The sequence below is a fragment of the Herbiconiux sp. SALV-R1 genome (assembly GCF_013113715.1).
GTDB lineage: Bacteria > Actinomycetota > Actinomycetes > Actinomycetales > Microbacteriaceae > Herbiconiux.
Genome location: NZ_CP053344.1, coordinates 3,249,126 through 3,264,585, shown reverse-complemented (window position 1 = coordinate 3,264,585; position 15,460 = coordinate 3,249,126). Strand labels below are relative to the sequence as shown.

The window sequence follows — 15,460 nt, the reverse complement described above, 5'->3', positions numbered from 1 at the left end:
CCACGCCCGAACGACGGAGTTTCGTGCCGGATGCGGCGTCGGCATCCGTCGTTCTGCCGGAACGGGTGGAAACTCCGTCGTTCGGCGAACCCGGCGCCGGCCCTCAACGCCGCACGCGCCGGCTCAGCCGCGCGTGGCCTCGTAGTGGGCGGAGCGGAGGAGGACGACGGCCCAGGTGCGGTAGGGGGCCCAGGCCTTGGCGAGGGTGGCGATGTGCTCGGCGGTGGGGGGAGAGTCGAGGTCGTAGGCCCACTGCACGGCTGCGGTCAGCCGCGCGGTGTGGTCGGGGACGTGGTCGGGGTCGCCGGCTCCGCGGAGCAGCACGAGCTCGGCCGAGAGCGGGCCGATGCCGGGCAGCTCCTGCAGTGCCTCCAGGGCGTCGGCGCGGGGCATCGACCGCAGACCCGCGCTGTCGAACCTGTTCACCCGCGCGGCCTCGGCCAGAGCCCGCAGCCGCTCGACCTTCGCGGCGGTGAGCCCCGGGAAGTACTGCAGCTCGGCCAGCTGCCGCGGCGCCGGGAACGCCTGCTGCACCGACCCGCCCACCTGCACCGGCGTGCCGAGTTCGGTGGCGAGGCCCGCCTTCACGGCCGCGGCCTGGCCCATGCGCATCCGTTGCCCGATGATCGACCACGCTGCCGCCTCGTACCACGACCAGAAGCACACCGGTCGCAGCCCGGGAAAGGCGGCCTGCAGACGCCCGATGACCGGGTCGCGCTCACCCACCTCGGCGTAGCCGCTCCCGTCGACGTCGAGCGACAGGATGCGCTCCACCTGCGCTTTCGCGGCCGACAGCTCGGCCCGCCCCAGCGCGCGATCGGCGTACAGCCGCCCCCGCACCGCCCCCGACTCCGCCTGCTCGACCGACACGCCGACCGTCAGCCACGAGCCCTCGAGCGGGAACGCCGCGTCGAGCACCACGGGCGCACCCTCAGGCGCCGAGGGGAACGCCGCGGGCTCGAAGCCCTCGAGGAACCGGATGCTCGCCGCCAGCGAGTACCCACCCCGCGGCTCGATCGTGAACGAGCCGCGGGCCTGCCCACCCGCGGGGTGCTGTGCTGCGCTCATGATCGCCTCCTGCGCACATCCTGGGGCACGCCACCGACATCCGCAAAGGGCGGTTGCCGAGTAGCCTGGGACGATGACCACTCCCGCACTCGCCCACCTCTCCGGCGGCCCCCTCGACGGCCAGACCATCCCGCTCGACGACGGCGCGCCCGAAGAACTGGTGCTGCCGTACAGCGAGGGGCAGCTCGTCTACCGCTACGTCTCGGCGACCGACGGCAGCGACGGCCCGGCGACCGCGACCTACCGCTTCAACGAGGTCTCCGAGATCCTCTTCGAGGGCAAGTACGACGAGCACTGACGACCCCGGATGCGCTGGGGCGGTGACGCGCTGACGCGCCTCATCCCCCTCCCGCGGCCCGCGCCGTCGCCCGCGGCGACTCGCCCACGATCGCGGTGTACCGCCGCGCGAAGTGGGCGTAGTCGGCGTAGCCGAGCTCGGCGGCGAGCGGGCTCAACGCGGTCGACGGATGCGCGTGCAACCTCGTCGCCGCCTCCTGCAACCTGCGGCACTCGATGAGCCACTTCGGCGTCACGCCGATGAACTCGCGGGTGAGCCGTTCGAGCGTGCGCAGGCCGACGCCCGCCCGGTCGGCGAGATCGGATGCACGCACGACGTCGCGATCCCGCTCGGCCGCCCGGGCCACCCGGTTCACCAGCATCCCGCTCTCGTCGACCGAGGCAGCGAGCGGCCCCAGCCAGTGCCGGAGCGCGGCGACCAGATCGTGGCGTGAGCCACCGCGTTCCAGGAGGGTCGTGATGCGCGCCGTGGGCGCATCCGGGAACGGCTCGATCTTCCCGACCAGCTCGCGTGGCGGTCGGGTGGCGAGCAGCGGCCCCGCGGCCGGACGGAAGAGCACGCCGACGCCCCAGCCGCTGCCGCGCAGCTCGGTCACCGAGACGCGCGGGTCGGGGCCTGCCAGCACGGCGCCCTCCCTCTGCACCACGACGTTGAAGGCCGGGTAGCTCAGCACGCGCTGCGGCCGGGTCTCACCGGCCGGCAGGTTCCAGTGCACCACCCAGACGTGACGCACCAGCTCGCCGAGACCCGGGCCCAGCTCGAAGCGGTCGAAGGCCACCCCGGCATCGCCGGGGTTGAGGTGCCCCTTCGAGGTCGGACCCGACATCGGATGCGCCTCCTCCCCAGGAGCGCTGTCGCAGCTTCTCTCCACAGTGTCGCGAAAGTTCAAGACCGGCCCGCGCAGGCTTCCTACGCTGGCGTCATGACCACTGAATCACACACCCCCGTCACCGGAGTCACCGGAGAGCACACGACCGACGGCTTGCCTCACGGCTCCACCTCGATCACCCCGCACATCGTGGTGTCGCCCGCCGCCGAGGCGCTCGAGTTCTACAGCGCCGTGTTCGGCGCCCGCGTGGTCGACGTCACGCGCTTCCCGGGCGACGCGGGCACCGAACTCGTCGCTCACGCGGTGCTCGACTTCGGCACCGGCATGCTCACCCTGAGCGATCCGCTGGAGTCGTACGGCCTCGTCGTGACCGACCCCGAACGCGGCGCCAGCTACTCGCTGGCCGTGTACGTGCCCGCCGTCGACGAGGTCACCGAGGCCGCAGCTGCGAGGGGCGCCACCGTGCGCGAGAAGCCGGCGAGCTTCGTCTCGGGCGACCGCTTCGCCTCGGTGCTCGACCCCTTCGGCGTGCGCTGGTCGATCATGACCAGGGTCGACGACATCTCGCCCGAGGAGAGCGCCCGGCGCGTGGCGGAGTGGGCCGCGACGCAGTCGTGACCCCTGAGGGCCCGACCGCACCCTGACGCGTGGCCTCGTTGCGCCGGGTCGGTGGCACGGGCAGAGTGAACACATGTCGAGGCTTGAGGACTGGATCGAGAACCTCCGCGATCCGCGCGCGCCGCTGCTGTCGGTGGCGTACGACACCGGAGCGCCCCACGCGCCCCACGCCCACGCGACGGATGCACCCACAACCCATTCCCGCGAAACCGACGCCCACCGGGCCGCCGACCAGCAACCCGTCGTCGTGATGATCCACGGCATCGCCTCCTCGTCGGCCACCTTCCACTACCTCAAGCCGCTCATCACCGAGACCCATCGGGTGATCGCCATCGACCTGCTCGGGTTCGGCGGTTCGCCGCGCCCCGCGCACGCCGAGTACACCCTCGACGAGCACGTGGCGGCCCTCGCCCACACCATCCGGTCCTTGCGACTCGAGCATCCGTTCGTCTTGGTGGGCCACTCGCTCGGCACCCTCATCGCGAGCCGCTACGCCGCCACCCACGAGCCCCACATCGACAAGCTCGTGCTCGTCAGCCCGCCCGTCTACCTCTCACCGAACGAGATAGGCGACCCCCGGGTGCGGCAGCGGGTGAGCGGCTACCTGCAGGCCTACCAGTTCTTCCGGCAGAACAAGGACTTCACGATCGCCCACGCGGCGGTCGTCTCGAGGCTGCTGCCGGTCGAACACGTGATGGAGATCACCGAAGACACGTGGGACGCCTTCGTGAAATCGCTCGAGCACTGCATCGAGTCGCAGACGGTCATCAGCGATCTCGCCCAGGTCGATCGCCCGGTCGAGGTCGTCTACGGTCGCCTCGACGAGTTCCTCGTGCCCGGCAACCTCGCCATCATCGAGAAGATGCGGAACGTCACCACTCACGTCGTCAACGTGAGCGACCACATGATCCGCCCCCGCATGGCCCGAGTCGTCGCGGCGGCGATCGAGTCACCCGCGCCCGGGCCCTGACGTCACCTGACGCAGCCCGACCTCGCCAGACGACGGCGCGCGCGACCCAATTTGTGCCCACCGGCAACAAATTCCCCCGAAAAGGTTGACCGATCGCCCTGGAGTATCTAGCGTGGTGTCGAAGCGCTTCCGCGAAGCGCTTCGACACTCTGGCAGAGACGACAGGAAGGCGGCGAGATGGCCTCGATCCAAGACGTCGCCCGCGCCGCCGGCGTGTCGATCTCGACGGTCTCCTACGCCCTCAGCGGCAAGCGCACCATCGCCGCAGCCACCCGCGACCGCATCGACGCCGCCGTCGCCGAGCTGGGCTACCGCCCGAACGCCGGGGCCCGCATGCTCGCCGGCAGCCGAACGAACCTCCTCGCCCTGAGCGCGCCCCTGCACGCCGACACCTACGCCCCGGCGCACATGACCTTCGTGCTCGCCATCGCCGAGGCCGCCCGCGAGTTCGACTACGACACCGTGCTCCTCGTGCAGGACGAAGCCGTGAACGGCCTGCGCCGCATGGTCTCCTCGAAGCTCGTCGACGGCATCGTGCTGCTCGACGTCGACCGCGACGACACCCGCGTGCCGCTCGTGCGCGAACTCGACATCCCCGTCACCCTCGTCGGCATCCCGGGCGACACCACGGGCCTCACCTGCGTCGACCTCGACTTCGAGTCGGCGGCCTGCCTCTCGGTCGAGCGCCTGGTGGCCCAGGGCCACCGGCAGATCGGCCTGATCGGCCACCCCTCCGAGCTCTACGAGCGCGGCTCGAACTTCCCCATCCGATTCCGCGACGCCTTCGCGACCGCCGCCGCCGACTTCGGCGTCGACACCCTGTTCGTGATGCCCGAGCAAGACCCGGCGAGTGTGAAGGCCGCCGTCGACGAGCTCCGCGCCACGCTCCCCGGGCTCTCCGCCCTCGTGCTCAACTGCAACGAGCCCGTGCACACCATGCTCCTCGAGCTGCTCCGCAAGGAGGGCCTGAGCATCCCGGCCGATCTGTCGATCGTCTCGGCCTGCTCCAGCTTCCCGACCGATCAGCTCGATCCTCCGCTCGACGTCATCCCCCTCCCTGCCCTGGTCACCGGGCGTCGGGGTGTCGAGCTCACCATGCGCCAGCTCACCGGTTCGGCAGAACCCGTGGTCGAGCTGGTGCCGCCCTCATACATCGCCAAGGGGTCGACCGCTCCGGTCGCCTGATCCCGGCGATGTCCGGCTGCAGCCGGGCCCACCACCACACCCGCCATACCGACGCACCACCCCATCGAAGCGCTTCGACAGAAACGCCGAGATCCCGATCCACCCGACCAGCACCACACAGAACACCGAGCATCCTGCTCACTACAAGGAGGTAGACAGTGAAACGACGCACCCGCGTCCTCGCCGGAATGGCGACCCTCGCCGCCGCGACCACGGTTCTCGCCGGCTGCTCCAGCGGCTCCGGCGATTCGGGCGATGACAAGACGCTCACGCTCTGGCACTACGAGGGCGCTGACAGCGCCATGGGCAAGGCCTGGGACGAGGCCATCAAGGTCTTCGAGGAGGAGACCGGCGCCACGGTCGAGTTCGAGGAGAAGGGCTTCGAGCAGATCCGTTCGACCGCGAGCCAGGTTCTCAACTCGAACGAGGCCCCCGACATCCTCGAGTACGCCAAGGGCAACGGCACCGCCGGCCTCCTGGCCAGCCAGGGCCTGCTCACCGACATCACGGATGCGGTGGAGGAGTACGGCTGGGACGACAAGCTCGCTCCCGCCCTCCAGACCACCGCACGCTACGACGACGAGGGCGTCATGGGCTCGGGCCCCTGGTACGGCGTGCCGAACTACGGCGAGTTCGTCACCGTCTACTACAACAAGGACGCCTTCGCCGAAGCCGGTCTCGAGGTGCCGACCACCTACGCCGAGTTCGAGGCCGACATGAAGGCGTTCAAGGACGCCGGCACCACGCCGCTCGCCGAGGCGGCGCAGGAGTACCCGCTCGGTCAGCTCTGGTACCAGCTGGCCCTCAGCAAGGCCGACCGCGACTGGGTCGACGACTACCAGCTCTACACCAACCCGGTCGACTGGCAGGGCGAGCCGCTCACCTACGCCACCGACACCGTGAAGGACTACGTCGACAAGGGCTACATCTCGCCCGACGCCTCGGGCCTCAAGGCCGAAGACGCCGGTGTGTCGTTCATCAACGGCGATGCCCCGATGTTCGTCTCGGGCAGCTGGTGGTACGGCAGGTTCACCGAGGAGATCACCGGTTTCGACTGGGGCATCTTCGAGTTCCCGGAGTCGGAGCTGAACCTCGGTTCGGCGGGCAACATGTGGGTCGTGCCGGCCAGCGCCAAGAACCCCGACCTGGCGTACAAGTTCATCGACATCACGATGCGCCCCGAGATCCAGGCCATCCTGGGCAACAACGGCGGCCTCCCCGTGGCGGCCGACATCGCCGACATCACCGATGAGAAGAGCAAGGAGCTGATCGACCAGTTCAACACGATCAACGAGCGCGACGGGCTGGCCTTCTACCCCGACTGGCCCACCCCCACGTTCTACGACGAGCTGAACGGCGAGCTGCAGAACCTCATCAACGGCACGGAAGACCCCACCGCGGTGCTCACCACGCTGAGCGACGACTACGACTCGTACGTCGACGACTTCCGCAAGTAAGACACCGCACCCCGGCAACACCAAACGCACCACGTCACACCAACCCGCACCAAGGAAGCAGGAAGGCCCCTCATGGCAACCTCCGTGCCCTTCGTCCGCCCGGCGAAGCGCGCGGCCCGGGTCGCCCCGACTCCGGATGAACCTCTCATCCCGAGCCGGGGCGGCCGCGGCCGCGGCGCCTACTGGCTGTACCTGCTGCCCGGCTTCGTGCTGCTGACGGTGATCGTGCTCATCCCGCTGGGATGGAACGTCTACCTCAGCTTCACGGAGTGGCGCGGCATTAAGCCGCCGGAGTTCATCGGACTCGAGAACTGGATCGAGCTGTTCGGCGACGCGGCCTTCTGGGCCTCGTTCCGCAACTCCATCGCGATGATCATCGCCATGGTCATCGTGCCCACCGTGCTGGGCCTCCTGCTCGCGGCCCTGCTGTTCGACCTCATCGGGCGCCGGTTCGGCGGCAGGCTGGCCAGCTTCCTGCGGGCCACCTACTACCTGCCGCAGATCCTCCCCGTGGCGGTGGCCGGCATCGTCATCGGGTGGATCCTCCGGCCCGGCAAAGACGGCGCGCTCAACCAGATCCTCGAGGGGATCGGGCTCGGTCAGCTCGCCCACAACTGGCTGGGCAGCCCCGACACCGCGCTCGCCAGCATCATGGTGGTGATGGTGTGGGTGCAGATCGGCTACCCGGTCGTCATCTTCATGGCGGCCCTGCAGCGCGTCGACCCGGAGCTCTACGAGGCGGCCGAGCTCGACGGCGCGAACTGGCTGCAGCGCTTCCGCTCCATCACCATCAGCATCATCCGCCCCGAGATCTACGTGGTGGCGCTCACCTGCACCATCGCGGCGCTCAAGGTGTTCGGCCCCATCTACGTGCTCACCGGCGGCGGGCCGGGAACCTCCACCCTGGTTCCCGCCTACTACGCCTACAGCGAGTTCTTCCAGGCGCAGCAGGTGGGCTACGGCGCCACCATCGCCACCGCGCTCACCGTCATCATCGCGGTGGTCGCCATCGCGTTCATCCGTGCCCAGCTGCGCGGTGAAGAGAAGGAGAGGGCCGGCCTGTGACCGCCACGACTGCTCCCGTCCGTCCGGCGACGCCGACCGACGGCCCCGCCCCGGTGAAGCGCCGCAAGAACGGCAAGCGCCCCCGCACGGTCACCGACTGGGTGCTGCTCATCGCCGCCATCGTGGTGGCTGCGCTCATCGCCTTCCCGTTCATCCTCATCCTCATCAACTCCTTCAAGTCGCCGCAGGACTACGCGGCGACGGGTCCGCTGCAGCTGCCCACGCAGCTCTACTTCGACGGCATCGTGCGGTTCTGGGAGCGCGTCGACTTCCCCGAGAAGCTGTGGAACAGCATCTTCATCTCGGGCGCCGTCGCCATTCTCGCCGTGCTGATCTCGGTGCTGAACGCCTTCGCCATCGGTATCGGGCGGGTGCGGGCGCGCACCTCGATCATCGTGCTGTTCCTTCTGGCGAACCTGCTGCCGCAGGAGGCGCTGCTCTACCCGCTGTACTACATGTTCAAGCAGGTGGGTCTGTACGACAACGTGTGGAGCGTCATCATCATCTTCACCGTCATCCAGAGCGCCTTCGGCACCTATCTGCTGTCGAGCGTGTTCGGCACCTTCCCCAAGGAGGTGCTCGAGGCCGCAGCGCTCGACGGCGCCGGCCGCTGGAAGACGCTCTGGCGGGTGATCGTTCCGATCTCGCGGCCCACCCTCGCCGTGCTCCTCATCTTCTTCTTCATCTGGACCTGGAACGAGTTCCTCATCCCGCTCACCTTCCTGGTCTCGAACTCGAACCAGACGGTGCCGGTGGCGATCAGCGTGCTGCAGGGCGACCGGTTGATGGATGTCACGACCACGAGCGCTTCGGCGCTGCTCGGTCTCATCCCGACCCTCGTCTTCTTCCTCATCTTCCAGCGCACCCTCACGCGCGGCATCACCGCCGGCGCCGTGAAGTAGTCCGCCCGCTCCACCCCCCCCAAGCTTCCGCACCACCCCCACGAAGGACATCCATGAAGTTCACCGACGGTTTCTGGCACGTGCGCCCAGGAGTCACCGCCCTCTACGCCCAGGAGGCCTACGACATCGACGACCGGGGCGACAGCCTCGTCGTGTCGGCGCCCACCAAGGTGATCGAGAAGCGCGGCGACGTGCTCAACCGACCTCTGCTCACCGTCACCCTCTCCTCGCCCCTCGAGGGCGTGGTGCGGGTGCGCATCGAGCACTTCCAGGGCGCGCGCCGCTCGCCCGGCTTCGAGCTGGTCGGCGCGGTGGAGGGTGGTACCGGGGTCGGGAGCACCGCATCCGTCGAGGGCGGCGTGGCGTTCACCACCGGCTCGCTCACCGCGACGGTCGCGCAGGGGGCACCCTGGTCACTGACGTTCGCGTCGACCGCCGGCGCGAGCGCAGAGGGCGCCCTCCGCCCCCTCACCGCCAGCGGCCACAAGTCGATCGGCTACATCACCCTGGCCCCGGATGCCCCGGTCACCGCAGAACCCACCGGCATCGCGGGGGTCACCAGCACGGGCCTCGCCCCCGCCGCCCACTACGTGCACGAACAGCTCGACCTCGGCGTGGGGGAGACCATCTACGGTCTCGGCGAGCGCTTCGGCCCGTTCGTCAAGAACGGGCAGACCGTCGACTCGTGGAACGCCGATGGCGGCACCTCGAGCGAGCAGTCGTACAAGAGCATCCCGTTCTACCTCTCGTCGAACGGGTACGGCGTGCTGGTGAACCAGCCCGAGCACGTCTCGTTCGAGGTCGGCTCCGAGGCCGTGGAGCGCGTGCAGTTCTCCACGGCGGGCGAGGCGCTCGAGTACTTCGTCATCGACGGGCCCACGCCGAAGGAGGTGCTCGCCCGCTACACCGAGCTCACCGGCCGGCCCGCCCGCGTGCCCGCCTGGTCGTACGGCTTGTGGCTCTCGACGAGCTTCACCACCGACTACGACGAGGCGACGGTCACGAGCTTCATCGAGGGCATGGCCGAGCGCGAGCTGCCCCTGTCGGTGTTCCACTTCGACTGCTTCTGGATGCGCGAGTTTAACTGGACCGACTTCGACTGGGACGCCCGCACCTTCCCCGACCCCGAGGGCATGCTCGCCCGCCTGCACGAGCGCGAGCTGCGCGTCTCGGCCTGGCTCAACCCCTACATCGCGCAGCGCTCCGCCCTCTTCGCCGAGGGCGCCGAGGCCGGCTACCTGGTGAAGCGTGCCGACGGCACCGTCTGGCAGTGGGACATGTGGCAGGCCGGCATGGGCCTCGTCGACTTCACGAATCCGGATGCGCGGGCCTGGTTCCAAGACAAGGTGCGCACCCTGGCCCGCCAGGGCGTCGACGCGCTGAAGACCGACTTCGGCGAGCGCGTGCCGCTCGACGTGGTGTGGCACGACGGCTCGTCGCCCGAGACCATGCACAACCTCTACACGCAGCTCTACAACGAGGCCGTGTTCGAGGTGCTGTCGGAGGAGCGGGGCGAGGGCGAGGCCGTGCTGTTCGCCCGCTCGGCGACCACCGGCGGGCAGCGCATGCCCATCCACTGGGGCGGCGACAACTCCTCGTCGTTCGTCTCGATGGCCGAGACCCTCCGCGGCGGCCTCTCGCTCGCACTCAGCGGCTTCGGCTTCTGGAGCCACGACATCGGCGGCTTCGAGGGCACCCCCGACCCCGAGGTGTTTAAGCGCTGGGTGGCGTTCGGCCTGCTGTCGTCGCACTCGCGCCTGCACGGCTCCACCAGCTACCGCGTGCCGTGGGCCTTCGACGAGGAGGCCGTGGAGGTCACCCGCCGCTTCGCGACCCTCAAGCTCTCGCTCATGCCGTACCTCTACCCGCTCGGCCTTGAGACCGCCGAGACGGGCGTCTCGTTCATGCGGCCGATGCTGCTCGAGTTCCCCGACGACCCCGCCGTGCGCTACCTCGACCGCCAGTACATGCTCGGCTCGTCGCTGCTCGTGGCCCCGGTGTTCTCGGCGTCGGGCGCCGTCGAGTACTACCTGCCCGCCGGTACGTGGACGCAGCTCCTCACCGGCGAGACGGTCACCCAGCCGGTCGGCACCTGGCGCCGTGAGACGCACGACGTGTTCAGCCTGCCGGTGTGGGTGCGCGGCGGCTCGGTGCTGCCCACCACCTCGCGCGTCGACCGGCCCGACCACGACTACTTCGAGTCGCTCACCCTCACCACCTACCCGGGCGAGGGCGGGCCGTCGACGATCTCCGTCACCTCGCCCACCGACGGTCGCACCGTCACGTTCGACGTGACGCGGCGCGACGACGGTACCGTCGAGGTGACGACGGATGCTGCCGACGTGACGTTCACGGTGCGCACCGCCCAAGAGGCCCAGGCATGAGCGACGACTACCGCGAGACCGGTCTGACGTTCCCGCCCGGCTTCGTCATCGGCTCCGCCACCGCCTCGTACCAGATCGAGGGAGCCTACGACGAAGACGGCCGCGGGCCGTCAATCTGGGACACGTTCAGCCACACCCCGGGCAAGGTCTGGAACGGAGACACCGGCGACGTCGCCGACGACCACTACCACCGCTGGGAGGCCGACCTCGACCTCATGCAGCAGCTGGGCCTCGAGTCGTACCGGTTCTCGATCGCCTGGCCGCGCATCCAGCCCACCGGCCGGGGGCCGGCGCTCGCCGAGGGCATCGCGTTCTACTCACGGCTCGTCGACGGGCTGATCGCACGCGGCATCACCCCCATCGCCACGCTCTACCACTGGGACCTCCCGCAGGCGCTCGAAGACGAGGGCGGCTGGACGGTGCGCTCGACGGCGCTCGCCTTCGCCGACTACGCCCGCATCATGGGCGAGGCGCTCGGCGACCGCATCGCCGTATGGACGACGCTCAACGAGCCCTGGTGCTCGGCCTACCTCGGCTACGGCTCGGGTGCGCACGCGCCGGGCCGCACCACGGCGCTCGGGGCACTGCAGGCGGTGCACCACCTCAACCTCGCCCACGGGCTCGCCATCGAGGCGCTTCGCGAGGTGGTCACGAACGACCCGCAGTACTCGATCACGCTCAATCTGCACGTGCTGCGGGCCGAGGCCGGCTCGGGCGAGTCGGGGGCTGACGCGCTCCGCCAGATCGACGCGCTCGCCAACCGGGCCTTCACCGGCCCGCTGCTGCACGGCGCGTACCCGGCCGACCTGTTCGCCGACACCGCGGAGATCACCGACTGGTCGTTCGTTCACGAGGGCGACCTTGAGCGCATCCGTCAACCGCTCGACGTGCTCGGGGTGAACTACTACGCCACCACGCTGGTGCGCCGGTGGGACGGCACGTCGCCGCGGCTCATGGCCGACGGGCACAAAGACATGGGCGGGTCGCCGTGGCCCGGCGCCGACGACGTCGAGTTCCTGCCGCAGGAGGGGCCGTACACGGCGATGGGCTGGAACATCGACCCGTCGGGGCTCTACGAGCTGCTGCTGGCGCTTCGCGACGAGTTCCCCGACCAGCCGCTCATGATCACCGAGAACGGCGCCGCGTTCGACGACGTCGTGACGACGGATGCCGACGGCACCGCACGCGTGCACGACCCGCTGCGGGTCGACTACCTGCAGCGCCACTTCACCGCGGCCCACCGGGCGCGCGAGGCGGGCGTCGACCTGCGCGGGTACCAGGTGTGGAGTCTGCTCGACAACTTCGAATGGGGCTACGGCTACTCCAAGCGCTTCGGCATCGTTCGGGTCGACTACGACACGCAGGAGCGCACGCCGAAAGACAGCGCGCTGTGGCTGAAGCGGCTCATCGAGACGCGGGCCATTCCGGGGGCCGGCGAGCTGGCGGGCTGAGGTCGGGCTGAGGCCGGGCGAAGCGCGGCCCGAGTCGGGTCGGTGCGCCAGCGCCAGCGCCCGCCGGGTCGTCGAGGAGGCGGCGGAAGGCGGCCTCCGCCGCGCCCACGAGCAGCACGCGCGAGCGCAGGCGCGCCCGCTCGATGGTGAGGCCCTCGGCGAGCGGGCGGAAGGCCGCCGCCGGCACACCCTCACGGATGAGGTCGGGATGCGCGTCGAACAGCGACCCGAGAAAGCCGCCGAGCACGATCCGCTCGGGGTTGAAGACGCTCACCAAGCCGGCGAGGGCGGCGACGAGCACGCCGATCTGCCGGTCGACCTCGGCGTCGACGGCGGGTTCGCGCGGTCCGGTGAGCAGGCGGTCGAGTTCGTCGGAGTCGATGGAGTCGCGGCCGAGCACCGCGAGCAGCCGTGACAGGTGCACCTCGGTCTCGAGGCACCCCACCCGGCCGCAGTCGCAGGCCAGACCGTCGCGGTCGACGAGCGTGTGGCCGAGCTCGGCGCCGAAGCCTTGCGTGCCGACGAGCGGCGCGCCGCCCACCAGCACCCCTCCGCCGATGCCGGAGGGGCTGCCGTTGAGGTAGACCACGTCGCGCAGGCCCTGGCCGGCACCGCGGCTGCACTCGGCGAGCAGGGCCAGGTTGGCGTCGTTCGCGGCCACCGCGGGGAGGCCTGTCGCCTCGGTCAGCATCGCGGCGAATGGCTCGTCGCGCCAGCCGAGGTGCGGGGCCAGCACGACGGTGCCGTCGTCGACGCGCACGAGTCCGGGCACGGCGGCGCCGACCGCGACGACGCGGTAGCGGGTGCCGGCTGCGGCGCGCATCCGCTCTGCTGCCGCCCTGGCGAGGTCGACCGCCTCGCGGGCGGTGGGGATGCCCGAGGTCGCCACGCGCTCGCGCTCGTGCACGACGCCGCCGAGGCCCACCAGTGCCACGGTCACGGCGTCGAGGTCGGGGTTGACGGCGATGATCGAGACCCTGTCGTCGGCATGCACGATGGGGCTCGGCCGCCCCACCCCGCCGCTCTCGGCCGGGGCGGTCTCGTAGGCGAGGCCGAGGGCCGTGAGCTCGCCGACCAGGGCGGAGACCGTGGAGCGGTTCAGGCCGAGCAGGCGGGTCAATTCGGCACGTGAACGCGGGCCGTCGCGATGCAGGCTCGTCAGCAGCGCCGAGAGGTTCTGCCGACGCGTGTCTTCGTTGCCGGCCATCACGCTCCCTCCGTCGCCCATGTGCGCCACGACGAACCTATATGCAGGCGGCGGGCCCGTTGACACTGCGCGGTGCCTCGAATATGTTGTGAGCCAGAACATATCATCAACGACGCTGAAACGAGAGTCATCATGGCCGACGCGCCCACCCCCGCCGACAAGTTCTCCTTCGGTCTCTGGACCATCGGCTACAACGGCGCCGACCCCTTCGGCGGCCCCACCCGCGCCCCGCTCGACGTGGTGCACGCCGTCGAGAAGCTCGCCGAGCTCGGCGCCTACGGCCTCACCTTCCACGACGACGACCTGTTCGCCTTCGGCTCGACGGATGCGGAGCGCCAGACCCAGATCGACCGCCTGAAGGGCGCACTCGCCGACACCGGCGTCGTCGTGCCGATGGTCACCACGAACCTGTTCTCGGCTCCCGTCTTCAAAGACGGCGGCTTCACTTCGAACGACCGCACCGTGCGCCGTTTCGCGCTCCGCAAGGTGCTGCGCAACCTCGACCTCGCCGCCGAGCTCGGGGCGAAGACCTTCGTCATGTGGGGCGGCCGCGAGGGTGCGGAGTACGACTCGGCCAAAGACATCCGTGCGGCGCTCGAGCGCTACCGCGAAGCCGTGAACATGCTCGGCGACTACGTCACCGACAAGGGCTACGACATCCGCTTCGCCATCGAGCCGAAGCCGAACGAGCCGCGCGGCGACATCCTGCTCCCCACCGTGGGCCACGCCCTCGCCTTCATCGAGAGCCTCGAGCGCCCCGAGCTGGTGGGCGTGAACCCCGAGGTCGGCCACGAGCAGATGGCCGGGCTCAACTTCGCCGCCGGCATCGCCCAGGCGCTCTACCAGGGCAAGCTCTTCCACATCGACCTCAACGGCCAGCGCGGCATCAAGTACGACCAAGACCTGGTCTTCGGCCACGGCGACCTGCAGAACGCGTTCGCGCTCGTCGACCTGCTCGAGAACGGCGGCCCGAACGGCGGCCCGTCGTACGACGGCCCCCGCCACTTCGACTACAAGCCCTCACGCACCGAGGACGAGAATGGTGTGTGGGAGTCGGCGGCCGCCAACATGCGCACCTACCTGCTGCTCAAGGAGCGCGCTGCCTCGTTCCGCGCCGACCCCGAGGTGCAGGAGGCGCTCGCCGCCGCTCGCGTGCCCGAGCTGTCGGAGCCCACGCTCGGCGAGGGCGAGTCGTACGACCAGCTGCTCGCCGACACCGCCTCCTACGAGGACTTCGACGCGAACGCCTACTTCGACGGCAAGGGCTTCGGCTTCGTGCGCCTGCAGCAGCTGGCGCTCGAGCACCTGCTCGGGGCGCGGTAGGGGGCGCGCGGGCTGCGCGCGGGTCTGGCGCGGGGGGGGGCGCAGGCCCGGCCTTGGCTCGGCTCGGGCTCGGGCTCGGGCTCGGGCTCGGCGCCGGCCTCAGCTCGTGGGGGTGCGGGCGTCGAGCCGGGCGATCGCCTCGTCGAAACGGGCGAGGGATGCGCGTTCATCCGCCGTGAGCTCGTCACCGCCATCCGCGGTCAGGTTGGTGCGCGCCCCGCACAGCGCACCCCGCAGGGCGGAGCGGGCCACGGCGACGTCGGCGAGCAGCGCGGGGTTGCCGTGGCGGGCGAGCCACTCGAGATCGTCGGGCAGCGCGAGCGCCGCCTCACCGATGAGCTGCGAGGTGCGGGTCGCCGCGGCGCTCACCTGGGCCACGGCCTCCTCGCGTTCCCGCCGATCGTCGATCGAGTACGCGGGAGCGAAGGCGCCCGACACGGCTGCATCGGCGTCGGCCAACTCGAGAGCCCGGGCTCGCAGCTTCCGGGCCCGGCGCTCGATCACGCCGCGACGCTCCTCCCACTCGGCGTCGTCGGGGGCGTCGCCGAACCGTTCGGCCGCGGCGTAGCCGGCGGTCATCGAGGTCAGCGCTGCGGCCATCGACAGCATCACCGCAGACGCGGCTCCGCCGCCCGGGTCGCCGTGGGGCTCGGCGAGTGCCGCCGTCCAGTCGGCGAGCCGCGAGTCGCGAGCGCTCACCTCG

At 70.3% G+C, this 15,460-nt stretch carries 14 protein-coding genes; 10 read left to right on the top strand and 4 right to left on the bottom strand.

Features of this window, described 5'->3' with window-relative positions:
* Window positions 1-123: 123 nt before the first annotated feature.
* On the bottom strand, window positions 124-1,068 hold the full coding sequence (locus tag HL652_RS15605) for a DNA-3-methyladenine glycosylase family protein (protein ID WP_171706158.1): 945 nt from the start codon (window positions 1,066-1,068) through the stop codon (window positions 124-126).
* A 73-nt stretch (window positions 1,069-1,141) separates the two neighbouring features.
* Between HL652_RS15605 and HL652_RS15600 the strand changes: the two genes are divergently transcribed.
* The gene (locus tag HL652_RS15600) at window positions 1,142-1,366 is read left to right on the top strand and encodes a response regulator (RefSeq protein ID WP_171706157.1); all 225 of its coding nucleotides are present in this window, start codon (window positions 1,142-1,144) and stop codon (window positions 1,364-1,366) included.
* A 40-nt stretch (window positions 1,367-1,406) separates the two neighbouring features.
* Here HL652_RS15600 and HL652_RS15595 read toward each other — a convergent pair whose 3' ends face one another.
* Window positions 1,407-2,192 (bottom strand): AraC family transcriptional regulator, encoded by a 786-nt coding sequence (locus tag HL652_RS15595; RefSeq protein WP_171706156.1) that lies wholly within the window; start codon window positions 2,190-2,192, stop codon window positions 1,407-1,409.
* A gap of 96 nt (window positions 2,193-2,288) precedes the next feature.
* Here HL652_RS15595 and HL652_RS15590 point away from each other — a divergent pair, with 96 nt between their 5' ends.
* The 8 genes from HL652_RS15590 (at window position 2,289) to HL652_RS15555 (ending at window position 12,227) form a co-directional block, all read left to right on the top strand.
* Window positions 2,289-2,813: a VOC family protein gene (locus HL652_RS15590; RefSeq protein WP_171706155.1), complete on the top strand. Its 525-nt coding sequence runs from the start codon at window positions 2,289-2,291 to the stop codon at window positions 2,811-2,813.
* 73 nt (window positions 2,814-2,886) lie between these two features.
* A complete protein-coding gene (locus tag HL652_RS15585; RefSeq protein WP_171706154.1) occupies window positions 2,887-3,783 on the top strand; it encodes an alpha/beta fold hydrolase in 897 nt (298 codons plus the stop codon).
* A gap of 177 nt (window positions 3,784-3,960) precedes the next feature.
* A complete protein-coding gene (locus HL652_RS15580; protein ID WP_171706153.1) occupies window positions 3,961-4,968 on the top strand; it encodes a LacI family DNA-binding transcriptional regulator in 1,008 nt (335 codons plus the stop codon).
* A gap of 188 nt (window positions 4,969-5,156) precedes the next feature.
* The gene (locus HL652_RS15575; RefSeq protein WP_171707393.1) at window positions 5,157-6,425 is read left to right on the top strand and encodes an ABC transporter substrate-binding protein; all 1,269 of its coding nucleotides are present in this window, start codon (window positions 5,157-5,159) and stop codon (window positions 6,423-6,425) included.
* A 72-nt stretch (window positions 6,426-6,497) separates the two neighbouring features.
* Window positions 6,498-7,490, top strand: coding sequence for a carbohydrate ABC transporter permease (locus HL652_RS15570; RefSeq protein WP_171706152.1), 993 nt, complete (start codon window positions 6,498-6,500; stop codon window positions 7,488-7,490).
* Window positions 7,487-8,392, top strand: a complete 906-nt coding sequence (locus tag HL652_RS15565) for a carbohydrate ABC transporter permease (RefSeq protein WP_371743516.1) — start codon at window positions 7,487-7,489, stop codon at window positions 8,390-8,392. Before HL652_RS15570 ends, HL652_RS15565 begins: the two co-directional genes overlap by 4 nt.
* 53 nt (window positions 8,393-8,445) lie before the next feature.
* The gene (gene yicI, locus HL652_RS15560) at window positions 8,446-10,776 is read left to right on the top strand and encodes an alpha-xylosidase (protein WP_171706151.1); all 2,331 of its coding nucleotides are present in this window, start codon (window positions 8,446-8,448) and stop codon (window positions 10,774-10,776) included.
* Window positions 10,773-12,227, top strand: a complete 1,455-nt coding sequence (locus HL652_RS15555; protein ID WP_171706150.1) for a GH1 family beta-glucosidase — start codon at window positions 10,773-10,775, stop codon at window positions 12,225-12,227. The genes yicI and HL652_RS15555 overlap by 4 nt, the downstream gene beginning before the upstream one ends.
* On the opposite strand, the gene HL652_RS15550 is transcribed toward HL652_RS15555, so the two are convergent.
* Entirely contained in the window at window positions 12,181-13,455 is a 1,275-nt protein-coding gene (locus tag HL652_RS15550) for an ROK family transcriptional regulator (RefSeq protein ID WP_253743898.1), read from the bottom strand. The genes HL652_RS15555 and HL652_RS15550 overlap by 47 nt on opposite strands.
* 111 nt (window positions 13,456-13,566) lie before the next feature.
* On the opposite strand from HL652_RS15550, the gene xylA reads away from it, so the two are divergent.
* Window positions 13,567-14,757, top strand: coding sequence for a xylose isomerase (gene xylA / locus HL652_RS15545; RefSeq protein WP_171706149.1), 1,191 nt, complete (start codon window positions 13,567-13,569; stop codon window positions 14,755-14,757).
* A 99-nt stretch (window positions 14,758-14,856) separates the two neighbouring features.
* Here the strand turns inward: xylA and HL652_RS15540 are convergent, their stop codons facing one another.
* Window positions 14,857-15,456 carry a cyclodeaminase/cyclohydrolase family protein gene (locus HL652_RS15540; RefSeq protein WP_171706148.1) on the bottom strand — a complete coding sequence of 200 codons (600 nt, stop codon included), beginning with the start codon at window positions 15,454-15,456 and terminating at the stop codon, window positions 14,857-14,859.
* Window positions 15,457-15,460 lie beyond the last annotated feature (4 nt).